The organism is Bradyrhizobium sp. (assembly GCF_035935975.1).
Lineage (GTDB): Bacteria > Pseudomonadota > Alphaproteobacteria > Rhizobiales > Xanthobacteraceae > Bradyrhizobium.
The window spans coordinates 146,459-173,374 of record NZ_DASYWN010000006.1; the positions used below are offsets into that span (position 1 = coordinate 146,459).

At 64.3% G+C, this 26,916-nt stretch carries 21 protein-coding genes; 9 read left to right on the forward strand and 12 right to left on the reverse strand.

The window, feature by feature from the left end; all coding sequences use genetic code 11:
* Positions 1–40 precede the first annotated feature (40 nt).
* The 5 genes from VGR99_RS01540 to VGR99_RS01560 all read right to left on the reverse strand — a co-directional run bounded on the left by VGR99_RS01540 (position 41) and on the right by VGR99_RS01560 (position 8,790).
* Entirely contained in the window at positions 41–1,504 is a 1,464-nt protein-coding gene (locus VGR99_RS01540; protein WP_326896534.1) for a trehalose-6-phosphate synthase, read from the reverse strand.
* 235 nt (positions 1,505–1,739) lie between these two features.
* Positions 1,740–2,561, reverse strand: coding sequence for a trehalose-phosphatase (otsB, locus tag VGR99_RS01545; protein ID WP_326896535.1), 822 nt, complete (start codon positions 2,559–2,561; stop codon positions 1,740–1,742).
* A 3-nt stretch (positions 2,562–2,564) separates the two neighbouring features.
* Positions 2,565–4,049, reverse strand: coding sequence for an MFS transporter (locus VGR99_RS01550; protein ID WP_326896599.1), 1,485 nt, complete (start codon positions 4,047–4,049; stop codon positions 2,565–2,567).
* Positions 4,050–4,476: 427 nt separating this feature from the next.
* Entirely contained in the window at positions 4,477–6,510 is a 2,034-nt protein-coding gene (locus tag VGR99_RS01555) for a methyl-accepting chemotaxis protein (protein WP_326896536.1), read from the reverse strand.
* Between the two features lie 240 nt (positions 6,511–6,750).
* A complete protein-coding gene (locus tag VGR99_RS01560) occupies positions 6,751–8,790 on the reverse strand; it encodes a HAMP domain-containing methyl-accepting chemotaxis protein (protein WP_326896537.1) in 2,040 nt (679 codons plus the stop codon).
* Between the two features lie 343 nt (positions 8,791–9,133).
* Between VGR99_RS01560 and VGR99_RS01565 the strand changes: the two genes are divergently transcribed.
* The 4 genes from VGR99_RS01565 (at position 9,134) to VGR99_RS01580 (ending at position 14,183) form a co-directional block, all read left to right on the forward strand.
* Positions 9,134–9,619 carry a (2Fe-2S)-binding protein gene (locus VGR99_RS01565; protein ID WP_326896538.1) on the forward strand — a complete coding sequence of 162 codons (486 nt, stop codon included), beginning with the start codon at positions 9,134–9,136 and terminating at the stop codon, positions 9,617–9,619.
* A gap of 85 nt (positions 9,620–9,704) precedes the next feature.
* Positions 9,705–12,047 (forward strand): xanthine dehydrogenase family protein molybdopterin-binding subunit, encoded by a 2,343-nt coding sequence (locus VGR99_RS01570; RefSeq protein WP_326896539.1) that lies wholly within the window; start codon positions 9,705–9,707, stop codon positions 12,045–12,047.
* Positions 12,048–12,062: 15 nt separating this feature from the next.
* Positions 12,063–12,863 carry a xanthine dehydrogenase family protein subunit M gene (locus tag VGR99_RS01575; RefSeq protein WP_326896540.1) on the forward strand — a complete coding sequence of 267 codons (801 nt, stop codon included), beginning with the start codon at positions 12,063–12,065 and terminating at the stop codon, positions 12,861–12,863.
* A gap of 207 nt (positions 12,864–13,070) precedes the next feature.
* Positions 13,071–14,183 carry a CaiB/BaiF CoA-transferase family protein gene (locus VGR99_RS01580; protein ID WP_326896541.1) on the forward strand — a complete coding sequence of 371 codons (1,113 nt, stop codon included), beginning with the start codon at positions 13,071–13,073 and terminating at the stop codon, positions 14,181–14,183.
* A gap of 155 nt (positions 14,184–14,338) precedes the next feature.
* Here the strand turns inward: VGR99_RS01580 and hppD are convergent, their stop codons facing one another.
* Positions 14,339–15,457, reverse strand: coding sequence for a 4-hydroxyphenylpyruvate dioxygenase (gene hppD, locus VGR99_RS01585; protein ID WP_326896542.1), 1,119 nt, complete (start codon positions 15,455–15,457; stop codon positions 14,339–14,341).
* Between the two features lie 122 nt (positions 15,458–15,579).
* Between hppD and VGR99_RS01590 the strand changes: the two genes are divergently transcribed.
* On the forward strand, positions 15,580–16,059 hold the full coding sequence (locus tag VGR99_RS01590) for an Lrp/AsnC family transcriptional regulator (RefSeq protein ID WP_157333018.1): 480 nt from the start codon (positions 15,580–15,582) through the stop codon (positions 16,057–16,059).
* A 73-nt stretch (positions 16,060–16,132) separates the two neighbouring features.
* On the forward strand, positions 16,133–16,444 hold the full coding sequence (locus VGR99_RS01595) for a DUF1272 domain-containing protein (protein ID WP_326896543.1): 312 nt from the start codon (positions 16,133–16,135) through the stop codon (positions 16,442–16,444).
* Between the two features lie 193 nt (positions 16,445–16,637).
* Here VGR99_RS01595 and fahA read toward each other — a convergent pair whose 3' ends face one another.
* The 5 genes from fahA to VGR99_RS01620 all read right to left on the reverse strand — a co-directional run bounded on the left by fahA (position 16,638) and on the right by VGR99_RS01620 (position 22,331).
* Positions 16,638–17,912: a fumarylacetoacetase gene (gene fahA / locus VGR99_RS01600; RefSeq protein ID WP_326896544.1), complete on the reverse strand. Its 1,275-nt coding sequence runs from the start codon at positions 17,910–17,912 to the stop codon at positions 16,638–16,640.
* 229 nt (positions 17,913–18,141) lie between these two features.
* Positions 18,142–19,488 carry a homogentisate 1,2-dioxygenase gene (hmgA, locus tag VGR99_RS01605; RefSeq protein WP_326896545.1) on the reverse strand — a complete coding sequence of 449 codons (1,347 nt, stop codon included), beginning with the start codon at positions 19,486–19,488 and terminating at the stop codon, positions 18,142–18,144.
* Between the two features lie 2 nt (positions 19,489–19,490).
* Positions 19,491–20,447 (reverse strand): MBL fold metallo-hydrolase, encoded by a 957-nt coding sequence (locus tag VGR99_RS01610; protein WP_326896546.1) that lies wholly within the window; start codon positions 20,445–20,447, stop codon positions 19,491–19,493.
* 22 nt (positions 20,448–20,469) lie between these two features.
* A complete protein-coding gene (locus VGR99_RS01615) occupies positions 20,470–20,694 on the reverse strand; it encodes a DUF2783 domain-containing protein (RefSeq protein WP_129274078.1) in 225 nt (74 codons plus the stop codon).
* A gap of 8 nt (positions 20,695–20,702) precedes the next feature.
* Complete coding sequence (locus VGR99_RS01620; protein ID WP_326896547.1) at positions 20,703–22,331, reverse strand: FAD-dependent oxidoreductase; 1,629 nt, start codon at positions 22,329–22,331, stop codon at positions 20,703–20,705.
* Between the two features lie 110 nt (positions 22,332–22,441).
* Here VGR99_RS01620 and VGR99_RS01625 point away from each other — a divergent pair, with 110 nt between their 5' ends.
* On the forward strand, positions 22,442–22,984 hold the full coding sequence (locus VGR99_RS01625) for a MarR family transcriptional regulator (protein WP_326896548.1): 543 nt from the start codon (positions 22,442–22,444) through the stop codon (positions 22,982–22,984).
* 79 nt (positions 22,985–23,063) lie between these two features.
* Positions 23,064–23,789 (forward strand): class I SAM-dependent methyltransferase, encoded by a 726-nt coding sequence (locus tag VGR99_RS01630; RefSeq protein WP_414645082.1) that lies wholly within the window; start codon positions 23,064–23,066, stop codon positions 23,787–23,789.
* Between the two features lie 371 nt (positions 23,790–24,160).
* Here VGR99_RS01630 and VGR99_RS01635 read toward each other — a convergent pair whose 3' ends face one another.
* Positions 24,161–24,967, reverse strand: coding sequence for an N-acyl homoserine lactonase family protein (locus VGR99_RS01635; protein ID WP_326896550.1), 807 nt, complete (start codon positions 24,965–24,967; stop codon positions 24,161–24,163).
* 366 nt (positions 24,968–25,333) lie between these two features.
* On the opposite strand from VGR99_RS01635, the gene VGR99_RS01640 reads away from it, so the two are divergent.
* A complete protein-coding gene (locus VGR99_RS01640) occupies positions 25,334–26,863 on the forward strand; it encodes a caspase family protein (RefSeq protein WP_326896551.1) in 1,530 nt (509 codons plus the stop codon).
* Positions 26,864–26,916: the final 53 nt, after the last annotated feature.

Genomic DNA, 26,916 nt, shown 5'->3' on the forward strand with positions numbered 1-26,916 from the left:
ACGTGGATGGCCGGGACAAGCCCGGCCATGACGTTGCATCCTAAATCAATCGTACGCCTGAGATCGCCGACTTCAGCCAGCGCAAGGCTTGCGGCGGCTGGGCTGCCAGCGGGGCGACAGCGGCCTTCTCCGTCCGGCACTTCTCCAACTCGGCGACGAAGTCTGCCGACCATTGCTGAATAGTGTGGCCGCGCAGCTTCTTCATCATCGCATCCCAGCGCATCTTGCGCTCGGTGAGCGGCATCGCGGCGGCAACCGCAATCGCGCGGGCCATGCCGTCGATGTCGTGCGGATTGACCAAGAGCGCGGTGTCGAGCTCGTTGGCGGCGCCCGCGAATTTCGACAGCACCAGCACGCCGGGATCGGCCGGGTTTTGGGCCGCGACATATTCCTTGGCGACGAGGTTCATGCCGTCATGCAGCGGCGTCACCACGCCGATCTGCGCGGTACGATAGAGGCCCGCGAGCACGGCCTGGCTGAAGCCCTTGTTGAGATAGCGGATCGGCGTCCAGTCCACTTCGCCGTGACGTCCATTGACGTCGGTGACGAGACGCGCGACCTCGTTCTGGAGATTGCCATAGGCCTCGATGCCGCCACGCGATGGGTTCGCGATCTGCAGCAGCGAGATGCTGCGCGCAAACTGCGGCTGATCGGTCCAGAGCCGGTCGAACGCGCTGATGCGGTTGACGAGACCCTTGGAATAGTCGAGCCGGTCGACGCCGATCGCGAGACGCTCGCCATTGAGGCTGCGGCGGAGGCGCGACACATCAGGGTGCGAGGCCGACTTCGCAGCATAGGCCGCGAATTTTTCCGCATCGATGCCGATGGGAAAGACTTCACAGCGTGTGCGGCCGTGCTGCGACAGCACGATACCGTCCTCGATGGTGAGGCCAAGCTCGCTGCCGGCATACCTGAGAAAATTCTGGCGATCTTCTTCCGTCTGGAAGCCGAGCAGATCGTAAGCGAGCATCGCCGTAATCAGCTCGCGATGATTGGGCACGCCCTGCATCACCGCAGCCACCGGCCAGGGCGTATGCAGGAAGAAGCCGATCGGATCATCGACACCGAGATCGCGCAGCTCCGCGCCGAGCGCGAGGAAATGATAATCCTGCACCCAGAACCCGGTCTTGGCTTTGCGGAAGCGCATCAGGGCGCGCGCCATGAACGCGTTGACCTCGCGATAGCTGACATAATCTTCGCGCGAGACGCGGATCAGGTCGCTGCGCGAATGCAGCGCCGGCCACAGCGCCGAATTGGCGAAGCCTTCATAATAGCCGCCGTAATGCGCAGCCGGCAGATCCAGCGTCGCAATCGCGCCGGAGCCCAGCGCCTCGATCTCGGCGAACGGTTCCTTCTGATGGCCGTCGCGCACGCGGCCGGAGGAACCCACCCAGATCGCACCTGAATGCTCCACGACGGGAAGCAACGCCGCTGCGAGGCCGCCCGTCATGGGCTCGTTGGGTTTACCGCGCGCAACTCGATTTGAAACGACGACTAAGTTCACAGGTCGTCCCCTCCTGTTCATTCCACCCCGTTTAACTGCCGTTCATCAATATGGTTCCTGTCATCATTTCTACGAAATGAAACCAAAGTCAGGCATGCGCGTTGGAACCAGTTTCCTTGCGGGAACCGGGGGGATTCCTATTGAGAAAGAGAGTTTTGGCGGCTGTGTTGCGCAGCGTGAATTGCGCGTGCGATGGAGCATTGCGCGCGACAATGTGGCCCCGAGATGACGTGCCTTATTCCAACCTTGTATCGTCGAGCAGGCGCGCAAGGAACGCGCGCACATCGTTCGGCGCGTCGAAGTGACCGTTGACGCCGATGGCGCGGCGGCCGACGGAGAAAGAAAGTCCGTTCATGTCGGGCATGATCGCGAAGACGGTTTCATCGGTGACGTCATCGCCGATGAAGATCGGCCGGCGCCCCCTGAACGGTTCATGCTTCATCAGTTCGCGCACGCCGGTCGCCTTGGTGAAACCGGAATGCTTGATCTCGAAGACGAACTTGCCGGGCAATACCTCGATCGGTGCATTGGGCAGGTCGGCGCGGATCAGCGAGACAGCCTCATAGATCGCCTTCTCCGCATGCGGCGCGAGACGGTAGTGCAGTGCCAGCGAATAGCCCTTGTCCTCGAGCAGAATGCCGGGGCTGAGCTTCGCGATCGCGGCGAGGCGCCGCTTCAGCTCCTTGTCCATCGGCGGCGCATGCACGTCGTCGGCCTCGTTGTCCACCGACAGCCGCATCTCCGCACCGTGTCCGGCGACCGCACGAAACACATCGGGCGCGAAGATCAGGTCGATGTCGTTGAGCGAACGGCCGCTGACCATCGCCAGCGCGCCGGACGTGCGCTCCGTCAGCCGGTTGAGCGTCTCCGACAGGCCCGGCGGCACCCACACTTCGCGCGGCGTCGGCATCAGGTCGAGCAGCGTCCCGTCGATGTCGAGCAGGATCGCTGTCTCATTGAGATGCGGGACGAGCGCATGGGGCACAGGCACCGCGTCGGGCGCTTCATCTTCCAGCATGGGACGCTTCCGATCCAGTTCAGCAAGTTCCGATTTCATAGTCTACTCCATGGAAGCAAGCGGCCGCGCGATTTGTTCGAGCGATTTTCGTTCCGCCGAGACAGCATAGCGCCACGCCACGATCGCGGCCGCGATCATCAGGAAGGACCCCAGCAGATAGCCGGCGAACACGCTGGTGCGCGATCCCGTGTCGATCAGTGCGCCGAACAGGGCTGGCCCGATCACGCCGCCAATACCGGTGCCAATCGCGTAGAACACGGCGATCGCCAGCGCGCGGACTTCCAGCGGAAACGTCTCGCTGACGGTGAGATAGGCCGCGCTGGCCGCCGGCGAAGCAAAGAAGAAGATCACCATCCAGGCAATGGTCTGTCCCTGCGCGCTCAGCGCACCGATCGAGAACAGGTAACCCGACAACGCCAGCAGCAGGCCGGAGACGCCGTAGGTGAACATGATCATGACGCGTCGGCCGAGCGTGTCGAACAGGCGGCCGAGCAGCAGCGGACCGAGGAAATTGCCGGCGGCGAACGGCAGCAGATACCAGCCGACATGGTCGGCGCTGATGCCATAGAAATCCGTCAGCACCAGCGCGAAGGTGAAGAAGATCGCGTTGTAGAAGAAGGCCTGCGCGCTCATCAGCACGAGGCCGACCAGCGCGCGCTGGCGATAGAGCGAGAACAGCGTGTGCACGACCTCGCGGATCGGCGTGTGGTCGCGCATCTTCAGGCGCATCTTGGGGAAGCGCCTGTCGCTCGCATGCTGATCGTGTCCGATCACAGAGCGCTCGATCTCGTCGACGATGGCGTGCGCCTGATCGGGCCGGCCATGGATCATCAGCCAGCGTGGACTTTCCGGGATCCACATTCGCATCAGGAGCACGACGAGGCCGATGGTGGCGCCGATGAGATAGGCAAGGCGCCAGCCGAGATCGGGGCTGATCACGGCGGGATCGAGCAGCACGATGGCCGCCACCGCGCCCATCGCGGCGCCGAGCCAGAAGCTGCCGTTGATGACAAGATCCGTCCAGCCGCGATAGCGCGCCGGCACCAGCTCCTGGATGGTCGAATTGATCGCGGTGTATTCGCCGCCGATGCCGGCACCGGTGAGGAAGCGAAACAGCGCGTAACTCGCGACATTCCATGACAGCGCGGTCGCGGCGGTCGCCGACAGATAAAGCGCCAGCGTGATGAAGAACAGCTTCTTGCGGCCGATGCGGTCGGTGAGCCAGCCGAAGCCGAGCGCGCCGAGCACGGCGCCGGCAAGATAGGCCGAGTTGGCGACGCCGAGATCAAGATTGGAGAAATGCAGCGTCGGGCTCTGCTTCAGCGCGCCCGACAGTGCGCCGGCCAGCGTCACCTCGAGCCCGTCGAGAATCCAGGTGATGCCGAGCGCCAGCACGACGCGGGTGTGAAAGCCGCTCCACGGCAACGCATCGAGCCGCGCGGGAATGCTGGTCTCGACGATGCGGTCGGTCGCGGCCGCCGAGATCGCAGATCCATAGTCCAGCGCTGGGCTTTGCTGCAATTCCATCGCGTTGTTGCGTTTGACCAATGGAATCGGCCCCGGTTCACATCAGGTGGACAGGGGGCGATCCGATCATGGGGGTGCGGCATTCCGCCTGCCACCTGCGACAACGTCTGCGGCAGGGGTGAGTTCCCATAGGAACGGCCCCGAATGCGGCCCGTTTCCGATGGAGCTGCAAGGAGTTGGCGCATGGCTGATGTCAGAAAGACGACACATTCGCGGAAGAGCCGCGCGGGCAAGACGAGCGGCGCAAGGCGCAGCACCACGCGCAAGATCACGAGGCACGCCGCGCCAAGACGCTGGTCGCAGCACGTGGAGTGAGGTTGTAGGGTGGGTTAGGCGAAGCCGTAACCCACCGCTTGACTCGCGGTGGTGAAATCGAGGCGGTGGACTACGCTTCGCTAGTCCACCGTACGAGTTATTCCAGCGGTCTCTACGCCGCCCGAATATTCCCCATGAACCGGTCGAGCTCGGCACGCAGGCGCGTGCTTTCGCTGGAGAGCGATTTTGCCGAGTTCAGCACCTCTTCCGAGGCCGCGCCGGTTTCGGCGGCGCCGCGGTTGACCTGGCCGATGTCGGTGGCCGCGGTCTGGGTGCCCTGCGCAACCGTCTGGACGCTGCGGGCGATCTCCTGCGTCGCGGCGCCCTGCTGCTCGACGGCGCTCGCGATCGAGGTCGAGATCGACGAGATCTGGCCGATGGTCGCGCCGATCTCCTTGATCGCGGCAACCGACTCGGCGGTGGCGCCCTGCATGCCCGCAATGTGCGAGGAAATCTCGTCCGTCGCCCTCGCCGTCTGGCTCGCCAAGGACTTCACTTCGCTGGCAACCACCGCGAAGCCGCGGCCGGCCTCGCCGGCGCGTGCCGCCTCGATGGTGGCGTTGAGCGCGAGAAGGTTGGTCTGCTCGGCAATCGCCGTGATCAGTTTCACGACCTCGCCGATCTGCTGGGCGGCATGCGACAGCTTGCCGATCCGGCCGTCGGTTTCCTTGGCCTGCACCACGGCGGCCTCGGCAATACGGTTGGAATCGCGCACCTGGCGACCGATCTCCTCGACCGAGGCCGAGAGCTCTTCGGTCGCGGTCGCGACCGACTGCATGTTGCTGGAGGCCTGCTCGGAGACACCCGCAACCTGGCTCGACAGGCTCTGCGTGGTCTCGGCCGTACGCGTCAGCGTGGACGCTGCCGATTCGAGCTGCACGGCGGAGGCCGAGACGTTGGAGACGATGGCGCCGACGGCGCTCTCGAAATCGTCGGCAAAGCGGATCAGCTCGGAACGGCGTGCGGCAGCCTGCTCACGGTTCTGGACTTCGCTGGCGGCGGCGTCGCGCTCGGCCTTGGCGACCGCCTGAACCTTGAACTCCTCGACCGCGCCGGCCATCTCGCCGATCTCATCCTTGCGGCCGAGACCCGGCAGCACGACATCGAAGTTGCCCGAAGCGAGCTCGCGCATCGCCTTGCACATCGCGATCATCGGCCGCGAGATGCCGTTGCCGAGCATCAGGGCGAGGACAGCGCCGACGGCAAGGCCGCCCAGCGCCATCATCAGCATCAGCCGCTCGGTCTCGCCGATGGTCGCATTGGCGCTTGCCTCGATGCGCTGCTGATCGGTGGTCAGGTCCGAACGCAGGTCGGCCGAGAGCTTGAGGATGGACGCAGCCGTCTTGGTCATCTCGCCATTCGACTTGACGATGATTTTCACGTTCTCGGTCAGCTTCGAGAACGAGGTGCGGTACTGCTTCAGCAGGTTGCCGATCTCGGTGACGCGGTCGGTGATCTTCTGGTCGTTGGCATAGATCGAGACCAGCAGGGTCTCCAGGAACTTGATGCGGGCGATCACGCCGTCGGCGGTCTTCGGCTCGGGCTTGGCGACGAAGGCGCTCACCGAGGTGGAGACCGCGAGATATTGCGAGGTCACGTCCTTGGCCGTGGTCTGGACCGAAGCGAGCCCGGCGAGCGCGGCGGTATCGGAAAGGTCGTCGAACTTGAAGCGGATCTTGTTGCCGACACTGTTGAGCTCATCGGCCGCAATCTTGTTGTTCTCGCGCGTCAGGGTGATGATTTCGCCGAAAATTTTCGCAAATCGCTGGAACTCGGCCTCGAGCTTGCCGACCTGCTCGCGGCGCGCCGCGCCGGTCGTGGCTGCCATGGACTTGGCGATGGCGCCCCTCAGATTCTCTTCGGCCGCCTTGGCCGCGGTCTCGTCATCGGCCGCGCCGGTCAGCGTGTAGGCCCGCGCCAGCCCCTGATAGGCGATCAGCTCGCGGTCGACGGTCCGCGCCAAATCCGCTTCCGACACGCTGGTCCGGTAGGCCGCCACGGCGCCTGCGATTCGCTCGAAGCCGAAATAGGCGAAAGCCATGCTGACGGCGAGGATGGCCAGCACCGCCACGAAGCCGAGGATGATTTTTGCGCGAAAACGCAAGGTGAACAGCTTCGATGAGCTTGCTTTCGACTTGGCGGACATTTCCCCCACCCCATTCCATTCGCGGAAAACCAGGCGCAGCCCGGGAGCAGCCCGCTCCCCGACTCGCATGCACGGTAAGGGGCAAAGGATAAGCCACGGTAAATTTGTGGCGCCGCAACTTGCGGTTAGGTGACGCGGAGAATTGTTAAGGCGCACTTTCTGGCGCCTCTAAAATTGAGGCCGGCGCCGCGTCCGGGCGTTTGCCAGGGCGACGGCGCAGGACGCGATGCGGCGCGAACCTTACGCCGCCCGGATATTCGCCATGAAACGGTCGAGCTCGGCGCGGAGGCGGGTGCTCTCGCTGGAGAGGGTCTTGGCCGAGTGCAGGACCTCCTCCGAGGCGGAGCCGGTTTCGGCGGCGCCACGGTTGACCTGGCCGATGTCGGTGGCGGCGGTGTGGGTGCCCTGCGCGACCGTCTGGACGCTACGGGCGATCTCCTGCGTCGCGGCACCCTGTTCTTCCACCGCGCTGGCGATGGAGGTCGAGATCGACGAGATCTGGCCGATGGTCGCACCAATCTCCTTGATGGCGGCAACCGATTCGGCGGTGGCGCCCTGCATGCCTGCGATATGCGACGAAATCTCGTCCGTCGCCTTCGCGGTCTGGCTCGCCAGCGACTTCACTTCGCTCGCGACGACCGCAAAGCCGCGGCCGGCTTCACCGGCGCGGGCGGCCTCGATGGTGGCGTTCAGCGCCAGCAGGTTGGTCTGTTCAGCGATGGCGGTGATCAGTTTCACCACCTCGCCGATCTGCTGGGCGGCATGCGACAGCTTGCCGATCCGGCCGTCGGTCTCCTTGGCCTGCACCACGGCGGCCTCGGCAATACGGTTGGAATCGCGCACCTGACGGCCGATCTCCTCGACCGAGGCCGAGAGCTCTTCTGTCGCGGTCGCGACCGATTGCATGTTGCTGGAGGCCTGCTCGGAGACGCCGGCGACCTGGCTCGACAGGGTCTGCGTGGTCTCGGCGGTGCGGGTCAGCGTGGACGCCGCCGATTCGAGCTGCACGGCGGAGGCCGAGACGTTGGAGACGATGGCGCCGACGGCGCTCTCGAAATCGTCGGCAAAGCGGATCAGCTCGGAGCGGCGCGCGGTGGCCAGTTCCTTATTCTGGGCTTCGCCGGCGGCGGCATCGCGTTCGGCCTTGGCGACCGCCTGAACCTTGAATTCCTCGACCGCGCCCGCCATCTCGCCGATCTCGTCCTTGCGGCCGAGACCCGGCAGCACGACGTCGAAATTGCCCGAGGCCAGCTCACGCATCGCCCTGCACATCGCGATCATCGGCCGCGAGATGCCGGTGCCGAGCAGGAAGGCGAGGACCGCACCGAGCAGCGTGCCGCCGACGGCCAGCATCAGCACCAGCTGCTCGGTCTTGCCGATGGTGGCTTCCGATTCGGCATCCAGCCGCTGCTGTTCGGCGACGAGGTCCGCCTTCATGGCGGTCGCGCCCTGCAGGATCGCGCCGGCCGAGCCGCTCATCTCGGTGACGAGCTCGTCGACCATCTTGGCGTTGGCGATCAGCTTCTCCAGCGCTTCGCGATAGGCGACGAGGATGGTCTTGGCATCCTTGAGGCCCGCAACGATCTTGTCGTCCATGGAATAGACCGCGCCGAGCGAGTTCTCGACGAATTTCAGCCGTGCCAGCGCACTGGTCGCGATCGCCTGGTCGGACGTCAGCACGAAATTGGTCGCGGCCGCGCTTGCAGTCTGGAACTGGGCGTTGACCTGCTTGGTGCCGAACTCGATCGACTGTGCCTCAGAATCGGAGGCATTGTTGCCGATATCGTCGAGCTTGTACTTCAGCAGATTGGCCTGGCGTGTGAGCTGGTTCTGCACCAGCAACGTGCTGTCACGCTTGGCCTGGAGCACCTTGGCGAAGGTCGACGAGAAATTCGAGAACTCCTTGGCGAGCTTGTTGAGGCTCTCCAGCCGCGCCGGTTTCTTGGCGCTCTTGACGGCCTGGTCGATGGCGCTCCTCAGGCTGGCCTCGGCGTCGAGGGCCGCCTTGGCGTCGTCCTCCTTGCCGGTGGCGACGAAATATTTGACGGCCGAACGATAGGCCAGCAGCTCGCGGTCGATGTTGCGGGCAAGGTCGGCCTCGGAGACGCTGGTGCGGTAGGACCCGACCCCGGCCGAGACCCGCTCGAAGCCGAAATAGGAGAAGGCCATGCTGCCGGCGGAAATCACCAGCACCGCCGCGAAGCCCAGGATGATCTTGGCGCGGAACCTGAGGGTCGGAAATATTGTGCGCTTAGACGGCGACGCGACACGCCCGGACATTCCCAACCCCCATTTTTCATTTCAGCCGTGATCCGGAAGCGCCCCGCCTCCAGACCCGGATGCGCAAAACTAGGGCACAATGGATAAGGGGCGGTAAATTCGGCAGGCCCGCGCGATCTCAGGCCTCATCGGCCAACGGCCGATCGGGATGGCGGCGATTGCTGGCATCCCAAGCCGGCCCGACGGCTCCACCCAGGGGGCGGCCAGCCACCCGCAAATCATTGCAGGCGCGTCTGGATCAATGACTTTTCCATGACCAGGGCGACCAAAATCCTAGTTGCAAAGTTCCGGGTCGCTGTCTCTAATTAGAAACAATCAAAATCAATCCCGGGAGGATGACACCGTGTCTACAGTCAAACTGACAGTGAACGGCAGGGCCGTTGCTGTCGACGTCGAGGACCGCACGCTGCTGGTCCATCTGCTGCGCGATCACCTCAACCTGACCGGAACGCATGTCGGCTGCGATACCAGCCAGTGCGGCGCCTGCGTCGTGCATATGGACGGCAAGGCGGTGAAATCCTGCACCATGCTGGCGGGCCAGGCCGACGGCGCCAACGTCACCACCATCGAAGGCATCGCCAAGGGCGACGAACTGCACCCGATGCAGGCCGCCTTTCGCGACAATCACGGCCTGCAGTGCGGCTATTGCACCCCGGGCATGATCATGTCGGCGATCGACATCGTGCACCGCCATGGTGGCGAGCTCGACGAGACCACGGTCCGCCAAGAGCTCGAAGGCAATATCTGCCGCTGCACCGGCTACCACAACATCGTCAAGGCCGTGCTGGATGCAGCCGGACGCATGAAGGTCTCGCAGGCGGCCGAGTAAAGCGGCCCGCCTCGAAAAAAGAACCACCGCTGCTGCTTTCGAGGGAAAGCGCAGTCAAAGAAATTTCCGGTCGGGAGGACCAGACATGGGTGTTGAAGGCATCGGCGCGCGCGTCGTGCGCAAGGAAGACAAGCGTTTCATTACCGGCAAGGGCCGGTACGTTGACGACATCAAATTGCAGGGCATGACCCATGCCCATTTCATCCGCAGCCCGCACGCGCACGCCAAGGTCAAGAAGATCGATGCGTCCGCCGCGCTGAACATGCCGGGCGTGGTCGCGGTGCTCACCGGACAGCAGCTCGTCGACGACAAGGTCGGCAACCTCATCTGCGGCTGGGCCATCACCTCCAAGGACGGCAGCCCGATGAAGATGGGCGCATGGCCGGCGATGGCGCCGGAGACGGTGCGCTTCGTCGGTCAGGCGGTCGCGGTCGTGATCGCCGACAGCAAGAATCTGGCGCGCGACGCGGCGGAAGCTGTCGTCGTCGATTACGAGGAGCTGCCCGCCGTTGCCGACATGCAGTCGGCCATCAAGGCCGGCGCGCCGCAGCTTCACCCCGAAGCTCCCGGAAACCAGGTCTATGACTGGGTGATCGGCGACGAGGGCGCGACCGATGCCGCCTTCGCCAAGGCCGCCAATGTCGTCAAGCTCGACGTCACCAACAACCGCCTCGCGCCGAACGCGATGGAGCCGCGCGCGGCGATCGCCGACTACGATGCGGCGGAAGAGCACTTCACTCTATACACAACGTCACAGAACCCGCACGTCGCCCGCCTCGTGCTGTCGGCGTTCTACAACATTGCCCCCGAGCACAAGCTGCGCGTCATCGCCCCCGATGTCGGCGGCGGTTTCGGCTCGAAGATCTTCATCTATCCCGAAGAGATGGTGGCGCTCTGGGCCTCGAAGAAGGTCGGCCGTCCCGTGAAGTGGACCGGCGACCGCACCGAGGCCTTCCTCACCGACGCGCATGGCCGTGACCACGTCACCCACGCCGAGATGGCGTTCGACGCCAGCAACAAGATCACCGGCTTGAAGGTGAAGACCTACGCCAATTTCGGCGCCTACATGTCGCTGTTCTCGTCGTCAGTGCCGACCTATCTCTACGCGACGCTGCTGTCTGGCCAGTACAACATCCCGGCGATCCATGCCGAGGTGGTTGGTGTCTACACCAACACCACGCCGGTGGACGCCTATCGCGGCGCCGGCCGTCCTGAAGCGAGCTATCTGATCGAACGTCTGATGGAAACGGCGGCACGGCAGCTCAAGGTCGATCCGGCCCAGCTGCGCCGGACCAACTTCATCACCCAGTTCCCGCACCAGACGCCCGTGATCATGGCCTATGACACCGGCGACTTTAACGCCTCGCTCGACGCGGCGATGAAGGCGATCGACTATGCCGGCTTCGCGGCCCGCAAGGCGCAGGCGAAGTCGCAGGGCAAGCTGCGCGGCATCGGCGTGTCCTGCTACATCGAGGCCTGCGGCATCGCGCCGTCTAAGGCCGTCGGCAGCCTGGGCGCCGGCGTCGGCCTGTGGGAATCGGCCGAGGTGCGCGTCAACCCGGTCGGCACCATCGAGATCCTGACCGGCTCGCACAGCCACGGCCAGGGTCACGAGACCACCTTCTGCCAGCTTGTTGCGGATCGCCTCGGCGTTCCCATCAGCCAGGTCTCGATCGTCCATGGCGACACCGACAAGGTGCAGTTCGGCATGGGCACCTACGGCTCGCGCTCGGCGGCCGTTGGTCTCACCGCGATCCTGAAGGCCATGGAGAAGATGGAGTCCAAGGCCAAGAAGATCGCGGCGCATGCGCTCGAGGCGTCGGAAGCCGACATCGTCATCGAGAACGGCGAGTTCAAGGTGACCGGTACCGACAAGGCGATCGCCTTCCCGATGGTCGCCCTCGCGGCCTACACCGCGCACAATTTGCCTGATGGAATGGAGCCGGGGTTGAAGGAAAGCGCCTTCTACGATCCCACCAACTTCACCTTCCCGGCCGGCACGTATATCTGCGAGCTTGAGGTCGATCCCGGCACCGGCAAGACCTCCTTCGTCAACTTCGTCGCCGCCGACGATTTCGGCCGGCTGATCAATCCGATGATCGTGGAGGGCCAGGTCCATGGCGGCCTTGTCCAAGGCATCGGACAGGCGCTGCTCGAGCACGCGATCTACGATGCCAACGGCCAGCCGGTCACGGCCTCGTTCATGGACTACGCCATGCCGCGCGCCGACGATGTTCCCTCGTTCAACCTCTCCCACACCACGACGCTGTGCCCGGGCAATCCGCTCGGCATCAAGGGTTGCGGTGAGGCCGGCGCGATCGGCGCCTCCGCGGCCGTGATCAACGCGATCACGGATGCGATCGGCAAGAACAACCTGGAAATGCCCGCAACCCCGGACCGGGTGTGGCGCACGATCCACGCGGCTTAAGAGGGAGGAACGAAGATGTACCAGACCACCTACCATCGCGCTTCCTCGGTCGACGAAGCCGCCAGCCTGTTCGGCAAGAGCAGCGAGGCGAAATTCCTGTCCGGCGGCCAGACGCTGCTGCCGGTCATGAAGCAGCGCCTCGCCGGGCCTTCCGATGTCATCGATCTCGGCAAGATCAAGGACCTGATTGGTGTCGAAGCCTCCGGCGACACGCTGACCATCAAGGCCGCCACGCCGCATTATGATGTGGCGACCAGCGATGCCGCGAAGAAGGCGATCCCCGCGCTCGCCTATCTGGCATCACAGATCGGCGATCCCGCCGTGCGCTATCGCGGCACGATCGGTGGCTCGATCGCCAACAACGATCCTGCCGCGGACTATCCGGCCGCGCTGCTCGCACTCGGCGCCACCGTGAAGACCAACAAGCGGTCGCTCTCGGCCGAGGACTTCTTCAAGGGCCTGTTCACGACCGCGCTTGAAGACGGCGAGATCATCACCGCGGTGTCGTTCCCGGTACCGGCGAAAGCCGGTTACGCCAAGATGCGGCATCCGGCCTCGCGCTTCGCGCTGACCGCCGTCTTCGTCGCGCAGACGAAGTCCGGCGAGATCCGCGTCGCCGCGACCGGCGCGTCGCAGAGCGGAGTGATGCGGGTTGGCGCCATCGAGGCCGCGCTGAAGGCGAACTGGTCGCCGTCGGCAATCGATAGCGTCAACATTCCAGCGAGCGGACTTCTGGCCGACATCCACGGCACCGCCGAATACCGTGCCAATCTCATCAAGGTGATGGCGCAGCGCGCAGTCACTGCTGCGGGCTGACAATCGCGGCTAGCGACTGAACGCAAATTTTCCGCGGCGCGCAGAAATGCGCGCCGCTTTTATTATGCGTCCATGCGCGAAAAGCGCTTGCCTCGCTGGCGTGAAGGCGGGAAAAGTTAATCAGCCAATTAACTCGCCCCAGAGAGGAATGTCCTGGAACGATTGCCGGATCACCGGCACGCGCCCGCGACCCGAGGAAACAACAACGTGCTCGACAAACCAGCCCCCTCGCCTTCCGTCCGCACCTCCGGCCCGCTCTCGGGCTTCCGCATCGTCGAATTCGCGGGCATCGGACCCGGCCCGTTCGCCTGCATGATGCTGGCCGACATGGGCGCCGATGTCGTCACGCTCGACCGCGTCGGCGCGAAGAAGAGCATGAAGTCGGTGGCGGGCCGCGGCCGCAAGGTGATCGAGCTCGATCTCAAGGACAAGGCAGCGATCGCGCAGGTGCTCGACCTGCTCGCCAGCGCCGATGCGCTGGTCGAAGGTTTTCGTCCGGGCGTGATGGAGCGGCTCGGGCTCGGCCCCGATGTCGTCCTCGCGCGCAATCCAAAACTGGTCTACGGCCGCATGACCGGCTGGGGCCAGGAAGGCCCGCTCGCCAACGCCGCCGGCCATGACATCAATTACATCTCGATCACCGGTGCGCTGGCCGCGATCGGAACCAAGGAAGCGCCGGTGCCACCCCTCAACCTGGTCGGCGATTTCGGCGGCGGCGCGCTCTATCTCGTCGTCGGCGTGCTCGCAGCACTCCTGGAAGCGCAGAAGTCCGGCAAGGGCCAGGTCGTGGACGCCGCGATGTGCGACGGCGCGGCGTCGCTGATGTCGTTCTTCTTCGACATGACCACGCTCGGCCGCTGGACCGAAGGCCGCAACCAGAACTTCCTCGACGGCGGCGCGCACTTCTACGGCGTCTATGAATGCGCCTGCGGGCACTTCGTTTCGATCGGCTCGATCGAGCCGCAATTCTACGCGCTGCTGCGCGAGCATGCCGGCCTGCTAGATGCCGATTTCGATGCGCAGATGAACCCGAAGGCCTGGCCGGCGCTGAAGGAAAAGCTGAAGGCCGTGTTCAAGAGCAAGACGCGCGAGGACTGGTGCAAGATCATGGAAGGCACCGACATCTGCTTCGCGCCGGTGCTGACCATGTCGGAGGCGACGGAACATCCGCACATGGTCGCCCGCAACGTGTTCCTCGAGCGCCACGGCGTGAAGCAGCCCGCGCCCGCGCCGCGTTTCTCGCGCACGCCCTCGACGGTGCGTGAACCGGAGGGTGCGGAGATCTCGGCAGTGACGGCTGCCTGGAAGCGGCAGATCTAGCCTCGGGAAAGATCCCGTAGCCCGGATGGAGCGCAGCGCAATCCGGGGTTCTTCGATACGGCTGATGCTGTCCCGGACTTCGCGGAGCCTGTCATCGGGCGGCGCTTCGCGCCGACCCGGTGGCTCCATCCGGGCTACGGAACTACAGCTCCAACCTACGCCGCGTTGTCCACCTTCAACACCCCGCGCCGGATCTGATCCTCTTCGATCGACTCGAACAAGGCCTTGAAATTGCCCTCGCCGAAACCGTCGTCGCCCTTGCGCTGGATGAACTCGAAGAAGATCGGGCCGATCGCGTTGGCCGAGAAGATCTGCAGCAGCACCTTGGTCTGGCCGCCGTCGACCACGCCTTCGCCGTCGATCAGGATTCCGTTCTTCTGGAGACGTGCGACGTCCTCACCGTGCTTGGGCAGGCGGGCGTCGACCTTCTCGAAATAGGTATCGGGCGGCGACGGCATGAAAGGCAGGCCAGCCGCGCGCAGGCCCTCGATCGTGCCGTGGATTTCGCGGCAGCCGCAGGCGATGTGCTGGATGCCCTCGCCGCGATAGGTCTTCAGATATTCCTCGATCTGGCCGGAATCGCCGGCGTCCTCGTTGATCGGAATCCGGATCTTGCCGTCCGGGCTGGTCAGCGCGCGCGAGAACAGGCCGGAGGCGCGGCCCTCGATGTCGAAGAAGCGAATCTGGCGGAAGTTGAACAGCTTCTCGTAGAAGCCGGTCCAGACATCCATGCGACCGCGATGGACGTTGTGGGTGAGATGGTCGAGATAGAACAGGCCGGCACCGACCGGCCGCGGATCGCGCGCCTCCAACCATTCGAACTCGGCATCATAGGCCGAGCCCTTGGCGCCGTAGCGATCGACGAAATAGAGCAGGCTGCCGCCGATGCCCTTGATCGCGGGCACGTCGAGCGTCGTCTGCGCGGATGACACGTCGGCAGGCTCCGCACCGAGCGCAACCGCCCGGTCATAAGCGGCTTTCGCATCGACCACGCGGAACGCCATCGACGGCGCGCAGGGGCCGTGCGCGGCGACAAACTCGTAGCCGTGGGTGCCCGGCTCCTCGTTGACGAGATAGTTGATGTCGCCCTGGCGATAGACCGTGATTGTCTTGGTCTTGTGGCGCGCGACGGGGGCATAGCCCATCAGCTTGAACAGCGCGTGCAGCTCTTCCGGATTGGGATGCGCATATTCAACGAACTCGAACCCGTCGGTGCCCATCGGATTGTCGGCGCTGACAGTGGCCGGCGGTGCATCGTGCGGAAACGGACCCATGGTATTCTCCCAGATTGCTGCTGGGGATGAACTATCCTTCACGGCGTGTGCAAAGAGCGTGCAAACGGGGCGCGTTTTGGCTACGATATGCACGATCCGTGCATGAAATGGACAAAAGACGCATGATTTCTGTGGACGCCTTCGACCTCAAGATCCTGGGCGCGCTCCAGGATGACGGCCGCCTCACCAACCAGGAGCTCGCCGATCTCGCAGGCCTCTCGGCCTCGCAATGCTCGCGCCGGCGGATGCGGCTGGAGGAGGAGAAGGTGATCGCGGGCTATCACGCCGACCTCTCCAGCGAAGCGCTCGGCTTCGGTGTGATCGCCTTCATCCAGGTGGGGCTCGCAACCCACTCGCCTGACAATTCAAAACGCTTCCGCGCTCTGGTGAATCGGATCGACGAGATCCAGGAGGCCTATTCGCTGACGGGCGATGCCGACTACGTGCTCAAGGCCGTTCTGCGCGACCTCAAGGGCCTCTCCAACCTCGTCAACGACGTGCTGATGCCGCACCAGAGCGTGGCGCATGTGCGCTCCTCGATCGTGCTCGACCGGCTGAAGGAAAGCTCAAAGCTGCCGCTGAAGGAGATCAAGCCCGGCTGAAATCGAGGGAACTACGTCATTCGCGCTCGCTGTGCGATCTGCGATGATCGCGTCAACTGACGGAGATTGCGCCATGGCCCTCCAGCTTCGACCGAACTGCGAATATTGCGATCGCGACCTGCCGCCAAGTGCAACGGATGCGCGGATCTGCTCCTATGAATGCACGTTCTGTGCGGATTGCGTCGAGACAAAACTCTCCAACGTCTGCCCGAACTGCGGCGGCGGCTTTGCCCCGCGCCCGATCCGGCCGACGCAGGAATGGCGGCCGGGCGTGTGCACGACCAAGCAGGCGCCATCCGACAAGCGGGTGCATTTGAAGTACAGCGTGGAGGACGTCGCAGCGCATTGTGCGCGGGTAAGGGACGTGCCGCCGGAGAAGCGGTAAGCTGCATCCGCACCGTCATTGCGAGCCACCGGGTCCGCGCAAAGCGCGGCCCGATGACAGGCTCCGCGAAGCAATCCAGAATCCCTCAACGAAGGGACTCTGGATTGCTTCGTTGCGGAGCCTGTCATCCGGCCCGCCGAAGGCGGGACCGGGTGGCTCCTCGCAATGACGGAGGTTGTTGCGGCGGTGGAAGCTACTCCGCCGGCAAAATCGTCCCTTCAACCTCGCCAAAGCCAACGCGATAGCCGTTGGCCTGGCACCAGCCGCGCATCACGAGGCTGTCGCCATCTTCCAAGAACGAGCGCTTGGCTCCACCAGGCAGTTCGACCGGTTCGGTGCCGTTCCAGCTGATCTCCAACAGGCTGCCGCGCTGGTTCTTCTCCGGGCCCGAGATGGTGCCGCTGCCCAAGAGGTCGCCGACATTCATGGCGCAGCCGGAGGAGGCGTGGTGCATCAATTGCTGCACCGAGGACCAGTACATGTATTTGAAATTGGTGCGGCTGATGCTCGCTGGCGCATTGGCGCCGGCGGTGCGCAAGGTCACGTCGAGCTCGACATCGTAGTTCTGCGGCTTGCCCTGCTTGAGATAATCCAGCGGCACCGGCTCCTGCGCCGGGCCGTTCAGGCGGAACGGTTCCAGCGCTTCGCGCGTCACCACCCACGGACTGATCGAGGTCGCAAACGCTTTCGCCAGAAATGGCCCGAGCGGCACATATTCCCATTGCTGGATGTCGCGCGCGCTCCAGTCGTTGAGCAGCACGAAGCCGAAGATCATCTCCTCGGCCTGTTGCTCCGTCAGCATACCGCCCATGGCTGAGGGCTGGCCGATCACGACGCCCATCTCCAGCTCGAAATCGAGCCGCTTGCATGGGCCGAAGCTCGGCACCTCGACATTCGGCGGCTTCAACTGTCCGCGCGGGCGTTTCACCTTGGTGCCGGAGACCACGACGGTGGAGGCCCGGCCGTTATAAGCGATCGGCATATGCAGCCAGTTCGGCTGCAGCGCATTGTCCTTGCCGCGGAACATCACGCCGACATTGGTGGCGTGCTCCTTCGACGAATAGAAATCGGTGTAGCCGGAGACGGCGAACGGCAGATGCAGCCTTGCATCGCGCATCGGCACCAGTACCTGCTTGCGCAGCTCCTCGTTGTCGCGCAGTTCCGGATGATCGTGGCGCAACAGCTCGCTGATCCGCGCCCGCGTCCTGGTCCAGACCTTTGGCCCGAGCGCCATGAACGGATTGAGCGAGGGCCCGGAGAACACGCCGAGCGGGCCGACATCGAGCCGCGAATCCTGCTCGAGCTCCCAGAGATCGAGCACATGGCTGCCGATCGCGACGCCGACCCGCGGCGTCGGATTGGCCGCGGTCGAGAACACGCCATAGGGCAGGTTCTGGATTGGGAAGTCGGAAGAAGGGTCGATGTCGATGAAGGAGCGGAGGCCGGGGTCGTTGGGATAGGTTGTCACTTGCGGCTCGATTCTTTCTTCCTTCTCCCCTTGTGGGAGAAGGTGGCGCGAAGCGCCGGATGAGGGGTCTCTATCCGCGTTTCCAAAAGCGAGAGGTTCACTCGCCGAGACAGACCCCTCACCCGTCTCGTCGCTTCGCCATAGCCGATGCAGAGCATCGGCGTTTTTAGAGACGGCGGCCGAAGGCCGCCTATGCCACCCTCTCCCACAAGGGGAGAGGGTAAGAACGTCACGGCCTGTTCGGATCGAACCGCTTTTCAAGTCCCTTCCAGCAATCCGCGTAATCATCCTGCAGCGTCGACGCATTCGCGGCGTGCGACGTGACACGCTGCGGATAGCGGGTCTCGAACATGAAGGCCATGGTGCCCGTGAGCTTCACCGGCTTCAGCTCGCCGTTGCTGGCATGCTCGAAGGCGTCGCGGTCGGGGCCGTGCGGCAGCATGCAATTATGCAGGCTGATGCCGCCGGGGACGAAGCCTTGCGGCTTGGCATCATAGACGCCGTAGATCAGCCCCATGAACTCGCTCATGATGTTCATGTGGTACCACGGCGGGCGGAAGGTGTTGTCGGCAACCATCCAGCGCTCGGGGAAGATGACGAAGTCGATGTTCGCGGTGCCTGCCGTCTCCGACGGCGAGGTCAGCACCGTGAAGATCGAGGGATCGGGATGGTCGAAGCCGATCGCACCGACCGGCGAGAAGGTGCGCAGATCGTATTTGTAGGGCGCATAATTGCCGTGCCAGGCGACGACGTCGATCGGCGAATGCGGGAGCGTGGTCTTGAACAGCGAGCCGCCCCATTTCACGAACAGCTCGGTCGGCGTATCCTTGTCCTCGTAGTTCGCGACCGGCGTCAGGAAGTCGCGCGCATTGGCGAGGCAGTTGGCGCCGATCGGGCCGCGCTCCGGCAGCGTGAAGGCGCCGCCGTAGTTCTCGCAGAGATAGCCGCGCGCCGGTCCGTTCGGAATCTCGACGCGGAATTTCACGCCGCGCGGGATCACCACGATCTCGCCAGGCTCGGCATCGATCCGGCCGAACTCGGTGACGAGGCGCAAGACGCCCTGCTGAAGCACGAACATCAGCTCGCCATCGGCATTGTAGAAATGCTGGTCCACCATCGACTTGGTAATGAGATAGACATGCGCGGCCATGCCGGCCTGGGTGTTCACGTCACCCGCGGTCGTCATCGTCTGCACGCCCTGGACGAAGGTGACGTCCTCCTTCGGCAGCGGCGTCGGGTCCCAGCGCAGCTGCGCGATCGGCAGGTCATATTCATGACATGGCGCCGAGCGCCACAGGCCGGCATCGACCTTCTCGAAGCGGCCGGAGTGCTTCACCGACGGGCGGATACGATAGAGCCAGGAGCGCTCGTTGGTGCCGCGCGGGGCGGTGAAGGGCGAGCCCGAAAGCTGCTCGGCATAAAGCCCGTAGGCGCAGCGCTGCGGCGAATTGCGACCGATCGGCAGCGCGCCGGGCAGCGCCTCGGTCTCAAAGCTGTTGCCGAAGCCGGACATGTAGCCCGGCGTCACCTGGGCCGAGCTGCGGATGATCTGATCAGGCGAGGTATTGATGTTCATGACTATCCTCCTCCTTGCAGGGCGGCCCACATTTCCTGGTCGCGCTTGTCGGTCCAGATCACGGGATCGTCGATGCCCGACGCCTCGTCATAGGCCCGCGAGACGTTGAACGGCAGGCAGTGCTCGTAGATGGCGAAGCTGTGGAATTTCGGGTCCATCACCTCGCGCGTCGCCGCCATCGATTCCTTCAGCGTGCGGCCCTTGGCGACCGAGATCTCGGCCGCGCCATAGAGCGAGGTGACGAAATCGCGCGTCATCGCGATGGCTTCGCGCACGGTGCCAACGCCCTTCAACGCATCGCCGCGGCCCGGCGCGATCGCCTTGGGATTGAAGTTGCGGATCTCGTTCAGCGTCAGCGGCCATTCGCGCAAATGGGCATCACCGCAATAGCAGGCCGAGTGATATTCGATGAGATCTCCGGAGAACATGACCTCGGCATCCGGCACCCAGGCGACGATGTCGCCGGAGGTGTGCCCCGCGCCGAGCTGCATCAGGCGCACCTCGCGTTTTCCCAGATAGATCGACATCTCGCCTTCGAAGGTCAGCGTCGGCCAGGTCAGGCCGGGGATGCTCTCCGCATCCTGGAACAGGCGCGGGAAGCGGCCGTATTCGGAATCCCAATCCTGCTTGCCGCGCTCCTCGATGAGACGATAAGTCTCCTGCGAGGCGACGATGCCCTGCGCCTTGTAGGCGGAGGCACCAAGCACACGCACCGCGTGATAATGCGACAGCACGACATATTTGATCGGCTTGTCGGTGACCGCTTTGACGCGCTCGATCACCTTGCCCGCCATCGCCGGCGTCGCCTGCGCGTCGAACACGAGGCAGCCGTCGTCGCCGACGATGATGGCGGTGTTCGGGTCGCCCTCGGCGGTGAAGGCGTAGAGGTCGGTGCCGATCTCGGAGAAGGTGATCTTTTTCTCGGAGAGATCGCCGGTAGATGCGAAGTTCTTCGCCATCAGTTCATCCTTAGGTCAGTGGCTATTGTTGTTGCTGTTGTTGCTGCTGGCCGTCGATCATGCGGCGCTTCGCCAGCACGAGCGCGTCCCGCAGCACGTCGATGTCGCCGATATGGTTGGCGAGGATCAGCACCAGCGCCGCGTCGAAATCGGCGCTCTGCTCCTCGGTGAGACCGCGATGCGCCTCGACGATGGCGCGAAAGGCGTCGTCGGGCCGCGCGAAGTTGGAGCTGGTCGAAAGCGGCATGCGAAACCTCAATTCAAGCCTGCGGCACGCGACAGCGCCGCCGCGATCGCTTCACGCGTCGGATGACGGAAGCGCGCCGCGACGTAGCCGTCGGGCCTGAGCAGATAGGCCACACCCGGCTCGGCGTCGTAACGTCTAGCGACAAGCCCCTGGGGATCGGCAAGCCCGCCCTCGCCACCGATGCGAATATCCTTCACGCCATCGGGCGCATCGATCGCCGCGCCATTGCTGAACGACAGCAGCGTAAAATCCGTTCCCCCCTTGCGGAACGCATCGGTCAGATAGGCCTGCTCGCCCGCGCGCGTCGCAACCGGCGCGTCGAGCATGGAACAGCCCGGCGACGGTCCACCACGCCACGCATCCGCATCGCGCGAGGACAGCGGCGAGTCGTAGCTGCAAGGCACGGAGAGCCGGCCGCCATTGACCATGCGCTTGCCGAACTCGGTTTCCTTGGCGAGCGACAGCACCGCCTTGCGCAGCCGCGCTTCCTGGTGCGAGTTCGGCGCCATGAAATCGGTCGAGCGGGTGGACTCGCGGATGTTCTCGTCGGCCGCGAGGCTTCGCTCGACGTGATAGGTCTCGAGCAGGCTCGCGGGCGAGGTGCCGCGCAGCACGCGGTCGAGCTTCCAGGACAGGTTTTCAGCGTCCTCGAGTCCCGAATTCGCGCCGCGCGCGCCGAACGGCGAAACCTGATGCGCGGAATCGCCGGCAAAGATCACGCGGCCATGGATGAATCGGTCCATCCGCCGGCACTGAAACTTGTAGAGCGAGATCCACTCGAACTCGAACTTGTCGTGGCCGAGCATCCGCGCGATCCGCGGCCGCACGTTCTCCGGCTTCTTCTCGACCACGGGATCGGCGTAACGATTCAATTGGAGATCGATGCGCCAGACATCGTCGGGCTGGCGGTGCAGCAGCGCCGAGCGTCCCGCATGAAACGGCGGATCGAACCAGAACCAGCGCTCGGTCGGGAATTCCGCCGTCATCTTGACGTCGGCGATCAGGAACTGGTCCTCGAACACTTGCCCCGCGAACTCGGCGCCCACCATCTGCCGCAGCGACGAGCGCGCGCCATCGCAGGCGACGACATATTGCGCGTGCAGGCGATAGTCGCCATCAGGCGTTTCGATCGTCAGCGCGACGGAATCGTTGCGCTGCTCGACCGCCGTCACCTTGTTGCGCCAGCGCAGGTCGATCGCAGGCAGATCCCCGATGCGATCGACCAGATAGGCCTCGGCGTAATATTGCTGGAGGTTGATGAAGGCGGGCCGCTTGTGGCCGTCCTCGGGCAACAGGTTGAATTGATAGAGCTGCGACTCGCCGTGAAAGATCCGGCCGACGCTCCACACCACGCCCTTGTCGACCATGCGGTCGGCGACGCCGAGCCGATCCCAATATTCCAGCGACCGCTTCGAGAAGCAGATCGCGCGCGAGCCCTCGCCGATACGGTCGGCATCGTCCAGAAGGACGACGCGCTGGCCGCGCTGGGCGAGATCAATCGCCAGCGACAGCCCAACGGGCCCTGCGCCGACGACCACGACCGGATGCTCGGCCGGACTTTGGCCGGGGCGATCCTGGTCTGCGTGGCGGCGATAGCCGAACTGGGTTTTGGCCTGATGCGTATTGGCGGGCGCCATACACTAACCTCGGCTCTGGTCAGGAGAGGACTGATCTGCTAGATAGTCTCACGTGCAACTATTTTGGACCGGAGCCGGCCGGCCGTCAACTGGAATTCGGAGCGCTCCCCTTGGCGAGGACATCCAGCGACATCGCGCTGAAGACACGGCAGGCCGATGAGGCTTCGCCGCGGCCAAAGTCACGGCTCGATCTGTTCAAGTTCGTGCCGTTCCGGCTCAACCGGCTTGCCGCGGAGGTGAGTTCCGCGCTCGCGGTCGAATATCAGGAGCGTCACGGCCTCGACATTCCGGCCTGGCGCGTGATCGCGACGCTCGGTTTCCGCAACGACGCCTGCAGCGCGCAGTACATCGCGCAATGCACCCGCACGCACAAATCCACCATCAGCCGCGCAGTGACCACGCTGCTGCATGATGAGCTGATCGAGCGGGTCGAGAACGAAGCCGATCGCCGCGAATTCCGCCTGCAACTGACCAAGAAGGGCCGCACGCTCTACGAGGAGCTGTTTCCGCAATTGCTGCGGCGGGAGGACGAGATTTTGGCCTGCCTCTCCGCACAGGAGCGCAAGCAGCTCTCGGCCCTGCTCGGCAAGATCGAGCAGAGCCTCGATCTGATCCAGACCAGCGAAGAGGCCGACGCCAAGCAGGCGTATTAGGGCGTGGACTCATGGTTTAGCAAAGATGCGCCTCGACCGGTTGAGAAAGCTTGGCAGGCCCGTGACGGCACTGGCTTACATGGCAGCGCTGCTTGTGGCGTCTACCGCAACTCGCGCATACGCCGCCGACATCGGTTTTCTGGCTCCCCCCGGGGTCGCTGCAAACGAGTTTCCCGCACCGCAGCGGCCTGTTGCACGGATCGTCAGCCCGCAGCGCGCCGCCGAAGAGCGCCGCGACGCCCTCAATGAGGCCGGCCAAATCGCACGTGCTCTTGAACTGAAACCAGGCATGACAGTCGGCGACATTGGAGCAGGCAGCGGCTACCACACGGTCAGGCTCTCGCATCTCGTCGGCCCCGCCGGCTCTGTCGTTGCCGAGGACGTCACGCGGGATTACCTCATCGAACTCGCCAAACGAACCGAACGTCTGAAGTTGACGAACGTGCAATTCGCGCTCGGCGAACCACACGACCCGCGCCTGCCCGCTTCATCGCTGGATGCCGCAATCCTCGTGCACATGTATCACGAGATAGCCCAGCCCTATGGCCTCCTCTACAATCTCGCGCCCGCTTTGAAGCGAGGTGCGCGGGTCGGAATTGTCGACATCGAGCTTCCGACGTCGAAGCATGGCACGCCAATCGAGTTCTTGCGCTGCGAATTGACCGCCGTCGGCTATAGCGAGATCGCCGCATATCAGCTCGCGGGGGACCGCGCCTATCTAGCGATATTCTCCCCACCGGAGCTAGCGGCGCGAAAATCTCCTCGCGATATCGTTGCTTGCCGCGATCCTGCCGGCACTCGGTGACAACCGGCCGGCCGCCCATCGCGAAGGCTGAACACATCCGGAGAAGAGGTCAGACCGGAAGTTGTCGGCTGAGACTAAAACTGGAGATTTTGGCCCGAACGCGCTCGGCTCTGCTTGGCAAGATCGAAGCGAGCCTCGACCTGGTCCAGACCAATAGAGGCGGTGCGAAGCAGGCATATTAATTGAGTCGCCCGCGCGTAGTGCCGGCCCCGTCATCCTGAGGTGCGAGGCGCGCGATGCGAAGCATCGTGCGGGGAGCCTCGAAGGATCAGCGGTCTCGATGCAGCCGGGCCGTCGCCCTTCGAGGCTCGCCGAAGAGGCGAGCACCTTAGGGTGACGGTGATGGAGTCGCGACCGCTTTCTCTACCGCGTCATTTCGCAAACGACCGCGACGGCGGCAGGTGAAGCGCCCAGGCATCGACCTTGTCGCTGGCGCGCGGATAGATCTCGGTCACGATCGGATCGTGGCCGGGGATGAATCGATCGGGGTGGCCTGCAAGGCGCTCGATCGTCTCCCAGCCCTGCGCCATGTCGCCGACATTGTAGACGATCGGGAACGGGCTCTTGCGCTGGAGATTGGCGTAATAGTGCGCGGCATCGGACGCCAGCACCACCGGCCCGCGCGCGGTCTCGACCTTGACCACCTGCAGGCCGTCGGAATGGCCGCCGACCCGGTGCACGGTGACACCCGGCGCGATCTCGCCGTCGCCGGAATAGAAGGTGACGCGCTCGCCATAGACATGGCGCACCATCAGCGTGACGTGCTCGACCGAGAACGGATGTCGCAGCAGTCCGTTGCACATGCAGCGGCCCGTCGCATAAGCCATCTCGCGCTCCTGGAGATGGAAGCGCGCGTTCGGGAAGCGGTCGAGATTGCCGGCATGGTCGTAATGCAGATGCGTCACGATGATGTCGCGGATATCAGGCGCGGCGACGCCGAAGCGCTCCAGCGCATCGACCGGATTGAGCGTCAGCTTGCGCGCCCGCGCACTCGCCTCCTCGGCATTGAAGCCGGTATCGACCAGGATATCGCGGCCCCGCCCTCGGATCAGCCAAACGAAGTAGTCGAGGTCCTGCGCCGCGCTGTCATGCGGGTCGGGCGCCAAAAAATTCATGCTGGGGGTGCGCGGCGACATCGTCGCGTAACGCAGTGCGTAGATTTCGTAGACGTTTCCCATGGTTTTGCTTTTCTGATTGGATCTTCGGGGACGATCGAGCGCACCAAGCCATTGTCCGCCGAAAAGGTCAAACGCCCCGCATGACAGCGGAGACCAGCGCCAATGTGAGACCAATCACATTTTGGTCGCCATCCCTGTCCTAGCATGGCTGCCACAATGCCCAACCGGATCGCGTCGAGCAAAATCATGACAGCCCGTTCATTCTCGTCGCGACGCGCCCCTGCGTTGCGGTCAATCGTCGCGATAACGCCGAATCTCCAAGCGGTTGACGCCCCCCTTCCCCGGTTTGATAATGCCTAGAGCGTAAGTTAAGGTCGCCGCGGCGCAAGCTGGGATCGGCGCCTTTTTGGCTGGACCGCGCTGATTATGAAAATTCGCTTCCTTTTCCTTCTCTCATTGATCGTTTCGCTCGTCCCGACCGCGCCGACGCTTGCGGCCGGCGATCGCTTTGCGCTGATCATCGGCAACGCGAAATACCCGGATGCGGACGCCCCGCTGAAGGAACCGATCAACGATGCGCGCGACATCGCCGACGAGCTCAAGCGCGACGGCTTTTCCGTCGAGATCGGCGAGAACCTGACCGGCGACGGCATGCGCCGCGCCTTCGACAAGCTCTACGGCAAGATCAAGCCGGGCTCGGTGGCGCTGGTGTTCTTCAGCGGGTTCGGCATCCAGTCGGCGCGCCAGAGCTACATGCTGCCGATCGACGCGCAGATCTGGACCGAATCCGACGTGCGCCGCGATGGCTTCAGTCTCGAGTTGGTGCTCGGCGAGCTCAATACCCGGGGCGCCGGCGTCAAGATCGCGCTGATCGACGCCTCGAGGCGCAATCCGTTCGAGCGCCGGTTCCGCAGCTTTTCGGCCGGACTGACTCCGGTCATCGCACCGAACGGCACGCTGGTAATGTATTCGGCGGCGCTGGCCTCGGTGGTCTCGGATGCCGGCGGCGAGCACAGCCTGTTCGTCCAGGAGCTGCTGAAGGAGATCCGCGTTCCCGACCTGATGGCGGAAGAAACGCTGAACCGCACCAAGATGGGCGTCACCCGCGCCTCGCGCGGCGAGCAGGTGCCGTGGATATCCTCCTCCCTGGCCGAGGACTTCTCGTTCATTCCAGGGGCGGCGGGATCGCGCCCGACAGCAAACACGCCGCCTCCGCCTCCCGCGCCGCCGGTCGTCGCGAACAACCCGCCTCCGGCACCACCCGCGCCACCGGCTCCGCCTCCGGCGACGAAGCCCGCCGAGACGGTTGCAGCGCCGGCACCTCCCCCTGCGCCCGCACCGGCCCCGTCGCCGAAGCCGCAGGTCGAGGCCGCCCTGCCGCCCCCGCCCCCGCCGGTGAAACCGGCCGATCCCGCCCCCGCCCCGAGCGTGGATAGTGGGCCGAGCGCGGCTGTGCTTGCGGAGGATCCCACCATCAAGGGCCTGACCGCCAAGATCGCGGCCAATCCTGACGACGTGAACGCGCTGTACCGGCGCGGCCAGGTCTATGCCAGCAAGGGCGCCTACAACCTTGCCATCAAGGATTTCGACGACACGCTGCGGATCAATTCGAAGGACGTCGAGGCGCTCAACAATCGCTGCTGGACCCGCACCGTGGTCGGCGACCTCCAGGCCGCGCTGAAGGATTGCAACGAGGCGCTGCGGCTGCGGCCGAACTTCGTCGATGCGCTGGATAGCCGGGGCCTCGTCAACCTGAAGTCCGGCGCGGTGAAGAACGCCATCGCCGATTTCGACGCGGCCCTGCGGATCAATCCGCGCCTGACCTCCTCGCTCTACGGACGAGGTCTCGCCAAGCAGCGCAACGGCTCCGCCCAGGAAGGCGCACTCGACATCGCCAATGCCAAGGCGATGGACCCGAACATCGTTCAGGAGTTCGCAAGCTACGGAGTACGCTAGTATTTTTTTGAGTTGAGGCCACGTACGCCTCGAACCCTCGGCGGCCCGGAACA